Source organism: Streptacidiphilus anmyonensis (assembly GCF_000787855.1).
In the GTDB taxonomy this organism is placed as follows: Bacteria; Actinomycetota; Actinomycetes; order Streptomycetales; family Streptomycetaceae; genus Streptacidiphilus; species Streptacidiphilus anmyonensis.
In genome coordinates, this window is the sequence record NZ_BBPQ01000014.1 from 131,595 (window position 1) to 145,125 (window position 13,531).

A 13,531-nucleotide genomic window follows, 5' to 3' on the forward strand; every position below is an offset into this window, starting at 1 on the left:
GGCGGGACGCCCAGGGCCGACGTTGGTCGGCGGGACGCTCAGCCGCCGTAGTCGCTGGGCGGGAACGCCTCACGGTCCTTGCGGTGCGCACCCGCGTCCGAGGTCAGCTCGCCGCTCGCCGCCTCGCGGTCCACCTCGGCCGACTCTCCCGCGTAGGCCTCGGCGTCGTCCGGTTCGGCCCCGGGGTCCAGGCCGACCTCCTCGCGGTCCAGCTCGGTGCGCTCTTCGAGTTCTTCCTCGTCGGGGCGTCGGGGCAGGCCACCGCCGTGGCCGGTGTCCGGGTCGCCCTCGACGGCCTTGTTCGACTTGTGGTGCGCCATGGTTCCTCCTCAGGACGCCTACCCCCCACTCAAGCCCCATCGCCAAGCCCCCGCAAACGGGCTCACGGAGATCGCCTGGCCCGCGTTGATCAACCGGAATAGCCTGTTCCCACGAGCCGGGAAGGGTGAGTGTCATGAACGCCTCCGAGGACCCGCAGCAGGAGCCGTCCCCCCGGGCGGACGTGGAGCCCAGTGTGGGAGCCGTCCCCGCGGAGCGTCCGGAGTTCCGCGCCTACCACCACCCCGCCGCGGGCTGGGGCGCGGCCAAGAGCGTCACCCGCTTCCTGATGCGCGAGGGCGAGTACGTCGACGGGCCGCGCGCGATCATGAAGATGAACCATGAGAACGGCGGCTTCGACTGCCCCGGCTGCGCCTGGCCGGACGACATCAAGGGCCTGAAGCTCGACCTCTGCGAGAACGGCATCAAGCACGTCACCTGGGAGATGACACGCAAGCGCGTGGACCGCGCGTTCTTCGCGGCGCACCCGGTGGCCGAGCTCTCCGAGTGGAGCGACTTCGCCCTCGAGGACCAGGGGCGGCTGACCGAGCCGATGGTCTACGACGCGGCCACCGACCACTACGTGCCGATCAGCTGGAAGGACGCCTTCGAACTCGTCGGCAGCGCGCTGCGCGGGCTGGACGACCCGAACCAGGCGGCCTTCTACACCTCCGGCCGGCTCGGCAACGAGCCGACGTTCCTCTACCAGCTGATGGCCCGTGAGCTGGGCACCAACAACCTCCCCGACTGCTCCAACATGTGCCACGAGGCCAGCGGCCGGGCCCTTGAGGCCTCCCTCGGCACCGGCAAAGGCACTGTGGACCTGAAGGACTGGGAGACCACCGACGCCCTGTTCATCATGGGCGTCAACGCCGCCTCCAACGCCCCGCGGATGCTCACGGCGCTCGCCCAGGCGTACAAGCGCGGCGCGCAGGTCGTCCACGTCAACCCGCTGGTCGAGGCCGCCGCCCGGCGCACGATCATCCCGCACGACTTCGTGGACATGGCGCTGTTCAAGTCGACCAGGACCAGCACGCTGAACATCCAGCCGCGCATCGGCGGCGACATGGCGCTGCTGCGCGGGATGGCCAAGGCGATCCTGGAGCAGGCGAAGACCGACCCCAAGGCGCTGGACCAGCTCTTCATCGACCGGCACACGCACGGGTTCGAGGAGTACCGCAAGGTCTGCGAGGCGACCTCGTGGGAGGAGCTGGAGCGCCAGTCCGGCGTCCCACGCAAGGACATCCTCAAGGCCGCCCGGGTCTACCGCGACGCCGACCGCAGCATCGTCAGCTGGTGCCTGGGCGTCACCCAGCACGAGCACGGCGTCGACACCGTCCGCGAGATCGTCAACCTGCTGCTCCTGCGCGGCAACCTGGGCCGCGAGGGCGCCGGGCCGTCCCCGGTGCGCGGCCACAGCAACGTGCAGGGCAACCGCACCTGCGGCATCGACCACCGTCCGACGACGGAGTTCCTGGAGCGCCTCGGCGAGGTCTGCGGGATCGACCCGCCGCGCGAGCACGGCAAGGACACCGTGGCGACCATCGAGGCCATGCACCGCGGCGAGCTGAAGGTGTTCGTCGGCATGGGCGGCAACTTCGCGCTCGCCGCGCCCGACACGCCGTACACGTACGCCGGGCTGCGCGGCTGCGAGCTGACCGTGCACGTCAGCACCAAGCTGAACCGCAGTCACCTCGTGCACGGACGCCAGGCGTTGATCCTGCCGTGCCTGGGCCGCACGGAGAGGGACCGGCAGCGCTCGGGCGAGCAGGCCACCTCGGTCGAGGACTCGATGAGCATGGTCCACCTCTCGCGCGGCATGAAGCACCCCGCCTCGCCGCACCTGCTGTCCGAACCCGCCATCATCGCGGGCATCGCCCGCGCCGCCCTCCCCGGCAGCAGCACCCCCTGGGAGTGGTACATCGAGGACTACGACCGCATCCGCGACACCATGGCCGAGGTCCTGGACGGCTTCGAGGACTTCAACCGGCGGGTGCGGCTCCCGCTGGGCTTCCGGATCAAGCAGCCGGCCCGCGAGCTGGTCTTCCTCACCCCGTCCGGCAAGGCCGAGTTCTCCGCCGCCGCGCTGCCGGACGTCGTCCCCGCCCCCGGCACGCTCGCGCTCGGCACGATGCGCTCGCACGACCAGTGGAACACCACGATCTACTCCGACGACGACCGCTACCGCGGCATCAAGAACCTGCGCACGCTGGTCTTCATGAACCGCGACGACATGCGCGAACGCGGCATCACCGAGTTCGACCCGGTCGACGTCACCGCCACCGCCCGCGACGGCTCCAGGCGCTCCCTGACCGGCTACCTCGCCGTCCCCTACGACATCCCGCGCGGCTGCGCGGCGGGCTACATGCCGGAGATGAACGTGCTGTGCGCCATCGGCGACTACAGCACCCAGAGCGACCAGCCCATCATGAAGCACCTGAAGGTCACGGTGACCCGCTCCGAAGCGATCTCCACCCCGCCGCACGGGGCCGAGCCCGCCCATCTGGCGTAGCGGCCGAGCCGGGCTGCCGGGGTTCTCGTGCGCGGTCCCCTGGCGGGTGAGCGCCGCAGGAGGCGGAGAAGGGGGATCGGGCCGGGGGCGCTTGCGGATGGGCGGTGCGCTCACCCGGCAGACTGACGCGGCGTGCCCGGAGGCGACCCGGTTCGTTGACCCTTGCGTGACTTCTGCGGAACCGTTTTCGCGGAGCGCCTCGCCCGGCGCAGCACGGTCGAGCGACACGCCGCTGTTCCACGCCATCGCGGCGTCCTGGAGCGCGCTCGGCCGCACCGTACCCGGAATTCCGGACCCCGAGTGGGACCGTCTCGTCGCCGCGCGTCCCCGGCCGCGCCGACGACTGGTCTTCCCCAACCCGCGCCAGAGCGGGCCGCCGTGACGGCCCGCCGCGCCGTCAGGAGGAGCCCCCGTCAGCCCTGCGCCGTCAGCCCAGGCCCGGCAGGGGGCCGTCGCCGGGCAGCGGTCTGAGGTCCGTCAGCCAGCGGGCGTCGGGGTCGTAGGCGGCGAAGAACGGACGGCCCACCAGCTCGGGGTCCCGCGCCTGGACGTAGTGGAGCACGAACGCGCGCCGGCCGCCGACCTCGGCCACCCCGTCGACCTGCACCTTGCCCGGCGTCGCCGACATGATCGGGCCGCGCACCGTCCGGGCCAGCCCGGAGACCTGCGCGTACGCCTCACGGAACAGCTCGTGGGCGCGGGCCAGCGGCACCGCGAAGTAGTCCTGCGGACCGGTGTCGCGCTCGACGAACATGTAGTACGGCACCGCGCCCTGGGCGACCAGCCGCCGCCACAGCACCGCCCAGTCCTGCGCCCGGTCGTTCACGCCCCGGATCAGCGGCGCCTGGCAGCGGACCACCGCGCCAGTGCCCTGCGCCCGGCGCAGCGCCCGCACCGCCGCCTCGGGCTCCAGCTCGCGCGGGTGCGAGTAGTGGCCCATCAGCGCCAGGTTGCGCCCGCTGCCGACCACCCGCTCGAACAGGCGCAGCAGCTCGTCCGCGTCGGGGTCCGTGAGGAAGCGGTGCGGCCAGTACGACAGCGCCTTGGTGCCGATCCGCACGGACTCCAGATGCGGGATCTCCAGCAGCGGCTCGACGTAGCGGGCCAGCACGGCACTGCTCATGATCAGCGGGTCGCCGCCGGTGATCAGGACGCTGGTGATCTCCGGATGCGCGCGCACGTAGGAGGTGAGCGCCGCCGCGTCTCCGCTGGCCATCCGCAGGTCGGGCTCGCCCACGAACTGCGGCCACCGGAAGCAGTACGAGCAGTACGCGTGGCAGGTCTGCCCCTGCCGCGGGAAGAACAGCAGCGTCTCGGCGTACTTGTGCTGCATGCCCTCGACCGGTTCGCCGTCCAGCAGCGGGGTGTTGAGGTCCCGCTGGCCGCTCGGGTGCGGGTTCAGCCGCAGCCGGATCCGGTTCACGTCCGCGCGCAGCCGGTCGGCCGAGGCGCCGTCGCGCAGCATCGAGGCCAGGCGCTCCACGTCCGCGCGCGGCAGCATGTCCGGCTGGGGGAAGACCAGTCGGTACATCGGATCCTCGGGCGCCGCCTGCCAGTCGATCAGCTCGTCGACGACGTAGGAGTTGGTCCGGAACGGCAGCACCTCGGCGACGGCCCTGGCCCGGAGCCGGTCGGCCTCGTCCAGGCCGGCGCGCGCGAGGAGCCCGTCGAGGTGGGGGAGGGCCAGAGCCCGGAACACCGGCCGATGATCACCGTTCTGCACTGCCACGTTCTGCACTGCCACGCACTGAACCTCTGTCGCTCTCCGCCGTGCCGTCCTTACCGGCGCGCGCTCGGCCGACGTCGTCTCAATCATCGCACGAGGCACGCCTTTGACCCGCACGAACATCTCCGCGTCCGCGCCGTACTTCTCCGTGAACTCGGCGCGCAGCCGCCGGAGCAGGGCGAGCTCCCCGGGCTCCTCCGGGTCGATCAGCTCCAGTTCGTGGACCTGCTCCGCGCTGCCGTCCACCCGGACCGTCACCGGCCGGTCCCGGTGCCGGGCGAGCTCCACGACGAGCCGCTGGTCGCTCAGGTACAGCACGCCGTCGTCGTCGACGTACTCCAGCCACATCGGCGTCCCCGGCTCACCGGACTCCGGCTCGACGAACTGCACGTGACGGGTCAGCACCTCGTTCACGGAGCGGGAGCGGCTCCACAGCTCGGCGAAGCGCTCGGAGACGAAGGAGCCGAGCGGTGTGGTGATCCGGACCTCCAGCTGCTGCCCCTCGCCGGAGAGCCGGTCCACCGGGTAGAAGCTCACCATCATCCGCTCCCCGCACCGGTACAGCTGGATGGACGGCGCGGCGGCGTAGACCCGCACCTGCAACCGGTCCCGGTGCTCCTCCGGGAGCACCGCCTCCAGGCGGCGCAGTTCGCGGAGGTTGCGCATGACCTCGCGGCGCACGTCCGCGCTGAGCTCGTGCGAGCGCTGCCGGGCCGCCATCGAGTCGGGGTCGAGCAGCATGACGCGGACCGTCGCGCCCCGCCGGATCGCGGTCCGCGCCGCGTCCGCGAAGCGCGTGGCGCTCGCACCGGACAGCAGGTAGGAGAAGGTGTCCAGGACGCAGACGATGTCGCCGGTCTGCGCCACCTTGTCGCAGAACGACGGGTAGTCGAGCCGCAGGTGCTCGCGGACGCGCTCCTCCTCCAGCCGGCTCAGGACCGGCTGGATCACCAGCAGGGTGACCATCGTGGTGAGCATCTCCGGCGCCAGGTTCAGCAGCAGGTTCTCGCGGAAGTCCGGCAGTCCCCGCGCGAACCAGATGCACAGCCCCGCCACCACCCCGATCCCGGCGCAGAGCAGCAGCACACCGCGGCGCACCCCGCTGTCCCCGAACAATCGGCACCCCCGTACCCGGATCCGGAACGCGTTCCTTCCGGTGGAATGGGCGCGTCTGTACGGACCCTGGTACCCCCGCGGTACGGGGGCATGCACGCGTCGCCTTTTGTTGAGGGGGAGTTGAGGATACGGGCGGAACCCGGTCAGGCCGTGCGGGCGCCGGGCTCGGGTTGACTGCCGCTGGTCGAGCCGTGCACCAGGTCCTTCCCGAGGCGGGTCGGGGCGTGGTGGACCGTCTGGCCGTTGCGGACGGTGGCGAGGAGCCCGGACTCACGAAGGACGGAGGCGTGTCGTGAGGCGGCGGCAGCGGACACCCCGAGGGCGGCCGCGAGTTGTCCGGTGGTCAGGGCCGGTGTCCGCACCAGGGCGACCAGCGCCGCCGCCCGTGTCGTCCCGAGGAGCGCCACCAGCGCCGGGGGCGGGGTCTCGAGTGCGACGTCGCGCGTGAGGGGTCCGGCGGCGACGGGGTAGCTGACCGTCACCGAGTCCTCCAGCGGATTGAAGGTGATATGGGTGGCCAGGGTCGTGGGCTGGAAGATCAGTGGGCGTCCCTCCAGCGACTCGACGCATTCGACCTGCGTGTTCAGCCGCAGCTCCCGGCCGTCCCAGCGGATCGAGGGATGCAGGGAGGCCAGCAGGCCGTCGACGCCGCCCATCGCGGCGCGGACCGCCGCCTCGGCGGAAGCGGTGGCGACGGCCGAGGCGATCCTGCGGCGGTAGGGGTCCAGTGCCGTGACCCGGAAGCCGGCCAGGATGTGGTTCAGCGTGCTGACCGCGCCCGTGTGGCAGTCGGAGAGCGCGCGCGTGAACGGGGTCAGGGCCCGGGACCGGGCCAGGTCCCGCAGGTGGGCGGTGGCCGGTGCGGACTCCGGGTCGATCCCCGACGGCGTCGGCTGGACGATCTCGTCGAAGAAGGCCGGCATGTAGAGGTGGGTGTAGAGGTCGAACAGCCGGCTGTGGCTGGGGTTCCAGTCGCGGGCGACCTCCAGCCGCCAGGACGCCAGCTGCCGGTCGGGGGTCCGGTCGGCCAGGTGCCCAGCGCCCAGCGCGAGTTCGTAGCCGAAGTCAGGTGCGTCGGCGACCTGTAACCGCTCGAGGTCGTCCGTCGTCAGACCGATCCGTATCAACCTGGCGTCCCTGGGTCTCGTGTCGGTGGATTGGTCCCGTTGGTCCCGGAGCTTTTGCATGCCCACGCAAAAGCCTAGCCGCCGGAACGGCGACCGTCGATCGTGTATCCACAGCTGCGTCACAGACGACCGCGGGCCACGGGGGACCCGCGCTGTGGCCGCGCGCGATGTATGGGAAACCGGGGGGAACCATGCGTCAATTGATCAGTCACACGTGTCCGAACTGCGCTTCGCCGAGCCCGGAGGGCGGTCGGGGCGCAGGCGTCCTCCAACGTCCGTCCGCTGTGGGGCCCAGTGATCTGGAGCGGGAGTTGCTCCGCCTTCTTGCCCAGGGACTGACCGATGCCACCGTCGCCAAGCGGCTCAACGTGTCGCTGCGCACCGAACGCCGCATGGTCGCCGACCTGATGCGCCGTCTCGGGGCGAGCGGCCGGTTCGAGGCCGGGGTCAAGGCCGCTCGCCGGAGGTGGATCTGACCCGATACGGACGGCGGTGGCCCGCCCCGGATTCCTCCGGGGCGGGCCGCCGTCTGTCCGGCGCAGGGGTGGATCAGGTTCCCTGGACGCCGATCTGACGCAGTTGCAGATAGTGGTCACCGTACTGGTCCGCACCCAGGACCGTCGCGTTGACCTTGATGTATCGCGCTCCCGTCGTGTTGAAGCGGAACGGCTGGGGTGCGTCACCCGGCCTGGGGTAGTTCGACTCGTTGGCCACGGTGGTCCAGTTCGTCCCGTCCACGCTCACCTGGATGGTGAAGGTGACCGGGAAGCCCGCACCGATGGTGTTCGTGGTGTCGTCGCGCGGATAGAGGTCGACTTCGCCGATCTGGTGCGTGGTGCCGAGGTCCACCTGGGCCCACTCGTTCGCGCCGGCGGCGGCGTCCTTCTGGCTGGAGTACCCGCTCACCGTCGGGATGCCCCGGTAGACGCCGTCGGTCAGGTGTGTTGCCTCCCAGCCGGTGAGTTGGCTGGACGCGGTCGCGGCCGCGCCGACCGCCAGGTTGGTGCCCAGCGGGGGAGTCCAGGCCTGGTTGGCGTTGCCCAGGCAGTCGTAGATCTGCAGTTGGGTGCCGTTGTTCAACGAGCCGCCCGGGTCGTCCAGGCAGCGCCCGGAGTTGGGGTTGAGCAGATGGACGTGGCCGCTGCCGTCGGACTGGGCGACCCACTGCTGGTTGACCCCGCCTTGGCAGTCCCACAACTCCACCAGCGTGCCGTTGGCGGTGGCGCTGGACCCTCCCGTGATGTCCAGGCACTTGGTGCCGTTGGAGGAGGTCAGCGAGAGGGACCCGGTGGGGCTGAGCGTCCAGTTCTGTGCGGATCCGCCGTTGCAGTCCCACTCGTTGACGTGGGTGCCGTTGGTCTGGTTGGCGGTGTAGTCGTCGATGCACTTGCCGGTCAGCGTCGGGCTGTAGAACGACCCGCTCGTCCTGGTGGAGGTGAACGCGCTGTTCTGGAAGAGCCAGGAGACCTGGTCGGGCGTCAGGGTCTGCTGGTAGACCCGGGCGTCCGCGATGCTGCCGTTGAACCGGTACGCGAGCGTCCCGGCGCGGTCGGACGCGCCGATCACCAGCGCGCTGCCGGTCTTGCCGGCGCTGTTCCACGCGGAGTGGTTCGTCCCCGTGCCGGCCAGCTGGCCGTTCACGTAGAGGCGGATGGTGCCGGTGGTCGCGTCGAACGTGCCGACCAGGTGGGTCCAGGTGTCGAGCGACACGTCCGAGGCAGGGGCCGCGGCCCAGGTCCAACCGGGGCCCGGGTTGTCGCTGGTGGGCATGACCATCGCCCAGGAGTGCTGCGGCGGGTCGTAGTCCAGGTAGAACGACTCCATGTTGGTCCCGGCCTGCGCCAGGACGAAGCGGTAGTCGCTGGTGTCCCGGAGGTTGACCCACGCGGCGGCGGAGAACGACTTCGAGGTGTCGACCGTCGTCGCCGCGGTGATCTGGCCGGTGCCGTCGAAGGCCGCCGACCCGCCCGGGTTCCAGGTCACGCCGGAGGCGCTGAGCGTGCCGGGGTCACCGCCGGGCGTGCCGGTGTCGGCGGCGGTGGTTCCGCTGCCGTCGGACAGCTTCCACTGACTGACCGCGCCCCCGGTCACCACGACCGTGCTCGACGTGGTGGCGGTGACGCCGCCGGCGTCGGTGGCGGTGACCTTGACCTGGTACGTGCCGGCCGTGGCGTACGTGTGGCTCGCGGAAGCGGTGGCCTGCGGCCCGAGCACGGTGCCGTCGCCGAAGTCGAACGTGTAGCCGGTGACGGCCGTGGTGCCGGGGTAGGAGGCGGTGGCGTCCGCCGTGACCGGCACACCGGTCAGCCCGGTGGCCGGGATGTTCAGCCCGAGGCTCGGGCCGTTTCCGGCGGTCGGGACGAGGTTCAGCGTGTCGACGCCGATGACGTACCGGTTGCCGACGCTCGCCGCGTTGGTCCCGGTCATGGTGAACGTGAAGCTGTGCATGCCGGCGCTGAGCGTCACCGTCCCGAAGTGGACCGGGGCGATGGACACGCCCGACGCCTGGTAGGCGTCGTAGGTGAGGGGCAGGTTCGTCGGCTGCGATGAGCCGGAGTCGACCGTGACCGCCACCTGCCCGCGGTCGTTGGTCTTGGTCAGCGCCGCGGTGACGGAGTACGTCCCCGCGTTGGCCACGAAGTAGTTCATCGTGACCGACTGCCCCTGGGCGGTGCCGGGGAAGTAGAGCTGCTCGCCGTTGGACAGCGAGATGCCGCAGCAGTTGCCCTGGACCTGCGTCGCCGGACCGTTGACGCTTCCCCAGGTGGACTCGGCCTCGACGCTCTGAGTCTGGCCGGGACCGGTGGGCAGGACGAAGCGCTGCGCGGCGTCGGGGTTGCTCGCGGTGTCCCAGCACGGCCACAGCTGGAACGGGTTGAGGTTGCTGTTGCTCTCGCCGGTGTCGTCCAGGCACATGCCCGCGGCCGGGTTGTAGATCCAGTAGTGGCCGGCGGCCGAGGGGGAGGGGATGATGCGCCAGGTCTGGAACGCGGCCCTGCCCGTCAGGTCGCAGCCCTGGAGCGTGACCTTGGTGGCCTGGACCAGCGAGCCGCTGGTGTCCATGCAGGTGTTCTGCTGGCCGTTGCCGCCCATGAACCGGATGGTTCCGTCGGAGCCGAACGCCCACTGCTGGGGGCCGGTTCCGTTGCAGTCGTAGAGCTCGATGGTGGTGCCGTTGGCCGTGCTGCCGTACTCGTCGTCCACGCACTTCTGACCCGAGGGGCCGCCCGTGACGTCGCTGACGATCTGGCCGTTGATGCCGGTGGTGATGGGCGTGCCCTGGAGGTTGCTCACGCCGGCGGTGGCGCCCCAGTTGATCGCGGTGGCGGTGGTCTGGCCCTGCGAGGCCAGGTTGTTCCCGATCGGTCCGAGCAGGACGGAGACCTGTCCGTCGGGGCTCATGGTCCACAGGTCGGGGTTGCCGTCGCCGTTGAGGTCGCCGGCGGTGTTCACCCAGGTGTAGGGGGCGAACTGGCCGGTGGCGCCCAGCTGCTGCTTGTTGCTGAGGTCACCGAGGCCGGCGCCGAGGGTGCCGGTGTCCGTGTGGTTGGTGAACTGCCACAGGGTGCCGGCCGGGTCCTCCGCCCACAGGTCGGGCATCCCTCCCGAACCACCCGCGTGGCCTGCGGCGTTGCCCGGGGCCATGACCCGCATCCGGGACCAGTCCCAACCCGGCTGGGAGACCGAGATCAGAACGGGGTTGGTCAGCTGGCCGGTGCCGGCCGGTGAGAACAGCCAGACCCGGGCAGTGCCCTGGTAGTTCTCGACGGTCACCAGGTTGGTCTTGCACGCGGTGGTGGGAGCGCTGATGGTGCAGCCGCCGCGAACGGGCCCGAGCGCGATGATCTGCTGGACGGAGTTCCAGGTCGGATCGTAGCCCTGGCAGCCGCCGTTGAGGGCGCCAGGGGTACAGGTCGGCCGGGTGACCACAGCCTGCTGGGTCTGGGCGAAGGCGTTCAAGGTCGTCGGCGGGGTGTAGCCGGGCTGGGTGCTGGCCGACGCGGTCTGGGAGTTGAAGTAGTAGGAGAGATGCCCGTTGCCGGAGCTGTCCTTGTCGTACGCGAACAGGTCGTCGGTGGGCTGGACGCGTTCGGCGCCGCGGTGCGTGATCAGCGCGGTCGACCAGGAGGTGCCGTTGGGGGCGGATGCGGCCGGCGCCGCCTGGACGGCGTTGACCGAACCCGCCGGATCCAGGTTCGTCGGGTAGATGATCAGGTTGCCGTTCTTGTCGGCGCCCATCAGGTTCGGGGTGCCGTCACCGCTGACGTTGCCGAACGACACCGGCTGGAACGCCTGCGCCAGGAAGAAGTCGTAACGCGCGTACGGCGAGACGTTCCCGGCCTTGTCCACCGCGGAGACGTACAGGTAGTTGGTCCCCCAGTGCTCGCCGTCGCCCGCACCGGACGCCAGGGTGATCGGCACGGTGGCGTTGGTGGTGCCCAGGCCGCTCGTGCCGGAGGCGCTGGCGTTGACGGTGCCGCAGGCGGCGTTCGCGATGCCGGTGCAGTTCCCCGCGCCCTCGTTCGTGCTGGTGGTGTTGAGCGCCCAGTCGAAGTGGTCGATCCCGGTGGTCGGCGCGGTGGCGTTGACCGTGATGGTGCCGCCCGTGCCCACAGTCGGGTACGAGGCCAACTGCTGGCCCGTGGCCGGGAAGGTCGACTGGGAGACGGTGGGCTGGTGGGGCGGGGTGAGCGCGGCGGTGAACCAGCACTGTGGGCTGGACGGCGCCGGGTAGTTGTTGCCGTTGTTGTTCCAGGCGTTGTACAGGTCCTGGCCGTTCGTGTTCACGAACGTGCCGTTGGTCATCCACTCGTCGTCGAGAGCCTGGCCCCACAGCGCGTAGGTGTGGCCGTCCTGCAAGGACATCGGCGTGCCGTTCCAGCCGTTGGAAGCGGTGGGGCTGATGGTGGTCAGCGCCTGGCCGGTCGCGGTGGTCGGCGCGGTGCTGTAGCCGTAGCCGCCGTTCTCGGTCTGGCTCGGGTAGGTGGCGCCGGGTGGGTAGTCGTCCACGTTCAGCTGCCAGGACACCACACGGCTGTCCAGATCGTTGATCGGCATGTTCAGGCCGACGGATGCCGCCTGAACGGGCAGGTACCCGGCGGTGGCCTGGGTGTTACCGCACGGGTTGGTGTGCTGTCCGTGGTTGTTGACCGGGGCGCTGTTCAGCGTCGGCGTCCCGAGCCACGGCTCGGAGACGAAGTTGACGGTGACGTTGGGGTTGTTGCTGCCCGCGTTCTGCACGAAGTACGAGCCGTAGTTGTTCGTCGTCGAGCCCTCGTTCGCGGCACGCAGGCCGATGGTGTAGGTCCCGCCACCGGCGTTGTAGACGTCCCGCACCTGCTGGGTGATGTTGACGCTGAACCAGTTGTTCTTGCAGTTGGTCGACCCGCCGAAGGTGGTGATCGGGTTGGTGAAGTCGCTGCCGGAGGTCGGCCACAGGTTGGTGTCGCTGCCGCCGTTCTGGTTCGACCAGTTGGAGCCGGTGTTGAACTGGTTCGCCCGCCACGCCTGGGTCGTGGGGCAGGTGGCGCTCTGGGAGATCAGGTTCAGGAAGGCCCCGGTGACGAAGGTGACGTTCTGGCTCTGGTCACCTGGGTGCGCGCTGTAGTCGCTCGGCTTGGGCAGGTTGAACGCCGAGAACGACATCAACGAGCGCACCAGGGTGCCCGCGGAGTTGCCGACCCGGACGGCCGAGGTGTCATAGCCGCCGTACGGCCACGGGTTGCCGTCGTAGACGGAGTTGCCGTTGGACCAGAGCTCCAGCCAGTTCTGCGGGTTCTCGACCCACTGCGGGTCGATGCGGACCGGCCAGACCGTGGACGGCGAGCTCAGCAGGGACTGGCTCGGCGTCACCGTCACGGACCCGTGCGACACGGTGGTGGGCATCTTCGCCACGTGCGGGCTCGCGGCCGACCCCGAGGCCGACCCTGCCGCCGACCCTGCGGCCTGCGCATTCTTGCCCGTCGTGGCCCCGGGCGCCGGTTGCGGCGCCGAGTCCCACATGGTGGGAGCGGGACCGCCGAAGACCTGGTTCCCCTTGGCGTCCTTGGCTGTCACCCCGCCGTCCGCGGTGGTGCCGATCGTCAGCCCGGTGCCGGTGACGCCGAGGCGGATGCTCCTCAGCGCCGGGTTGGCGGCGGCCTTGGCGTCGTGGACCACGAACACGTCCTGCACGCCGGACGGCAGCGCCACCAACTGCAGGTCCACGCCCGGATACACGTCGCGATAGGTCGCGGTGGCACCGGACAGGGTCGGGGCGGGCAGCGCGCCACCGGGCCAGGTGAAGGTCAGGGCGTGCCCCGCGCCGTCGTCCACCACGGCCAGCGGGCCGGTCCCGCCGCCGGAGAGCTTCACCGACGCCAGGGTGACCTTGGAGCTGACGCTTCCGTCCGCGTTCTTCACCAGGGTGGTGTCGATGGGCTTCCAGGAGCCGCCCACCTTCGCCCGCTGGGGGTTGAGGAACTCCTGGGCGGTGAAGTGCCCGGCGGGGTTGGCCGTCAGGGTGGTGTAGGGGTTCGTCGCGACGTCCACCTGCACCGGCTTGTGGGTCTTCTTGGCCTGCGTCATGGCTGCGGCCATGCTCTTGAGCAGCGGGTTCGTACTGGCCTGCGGCGCGGTGCCGCCCGGCGTCCCCCGCGTGCCGGAATGCGACGCCGAGGGCTTGGCGGGCGCCTTGGACGTCCCGGCCGCGCGCGAGGGCGATGCTGTGGCGGTTGTGGGGGTGCCCGCCCG

General features: G+C 70.7%; 6 protein-coding genes. 2 read left to right on the top strand and 4 right to left on the bottom strand.

Going from position 1 to position 13,531, the window contains the following annotated elements; translation table 11 throughout:
- Window positions 1-38: 38 nt before the first annotated feature.
- Entirely contained in the window at window positions 39-320 is a 282-nt protein-coding gene (locus TR50_RS16330) for a hypothetical protein (RefSeq protein WP_042421292.1), read from the bottom strand.
- A 134-nt stretch (window positions 321-454) separates the two neighbouring features.
- Between TR50_RS16330 and TR50_RS16335 the strand changes: the two genes are divergently transcribed.
- Entirely contained in the window at window positions 455-2,830 is a 2,376-nt protein-coding gene (locus tag TR50_RS16335; RefSeq protein WP_042421295.1) for an FdhF/YdeP family oxidoreductase, read from the top strand.
- Between the two features lie 427 nt (window positions 2,831-3,257).
- On the opposite strand, the gene TR50_RS48805 is transcribed toward TR50_RS16335, so the two are convergent.
- Both TR50_RS48805 and TR50_RS16345 read right to left on the bottom strand, forming a co-directional pair.
- A complete protein-coding gene (locus TR50_RS48805) occupies window positions 3,258-5,654 on the bottom strand; it encodes a KamA family radical SAM protein (RefSeq protein ID WP_236654440.1) in 2,397 nt (798 codons plus the stop codon).
- A 161-nt stretch (window positions 5,655-5,815) separates the two neighbouring features.
- Window positions 5,816-6,799, bottom strand: coding sequence for a MarR family transcriptional regulator (locus TR50_RS16345; protein ID WP_042421298.1), 984 nt, complete (start codon window positions 6,797-6,799; stop codon window positions 5,816-5,818).
- Between the two features lie 311 nt (window positions 6,800-7,110).
- On the opposite strand from TR50_RS16345, the gene TR50_RS48810 reads away from it, so the two are divergent.
- Window positions 7,111-7,275, top strand: coding sequence for a LuxR C-terminal-related transcriptional regulator (locus TR50_RS48810; RefSeq protein WP_439654225.1), 165 nt, complete (start codon window positions 7,111-7,113; stop codon window positions 7,273-7,275).
- 73 nt (window positions 7,276-7,348) lie between these two features.
- Here TR50_RS48810 and TR50_RS16355 read toward each other — a convergent pair whose 3' ends face one another.
- On the bottom strand, window positions 7,349-13,378 hold the full coding sequence (locus tag TR50_RS16355; RefSeq protein WP_042421301.1) for a ricin-type beta-trefoil lectin domain protein: 6,030 nt from the start codon (window positions 13,376-13,378) through the stop codon (window positions 7,349-7,351).
- Between the last annotated feature and the right edge of the window lie 153 nt (window positions 13,379-13,531).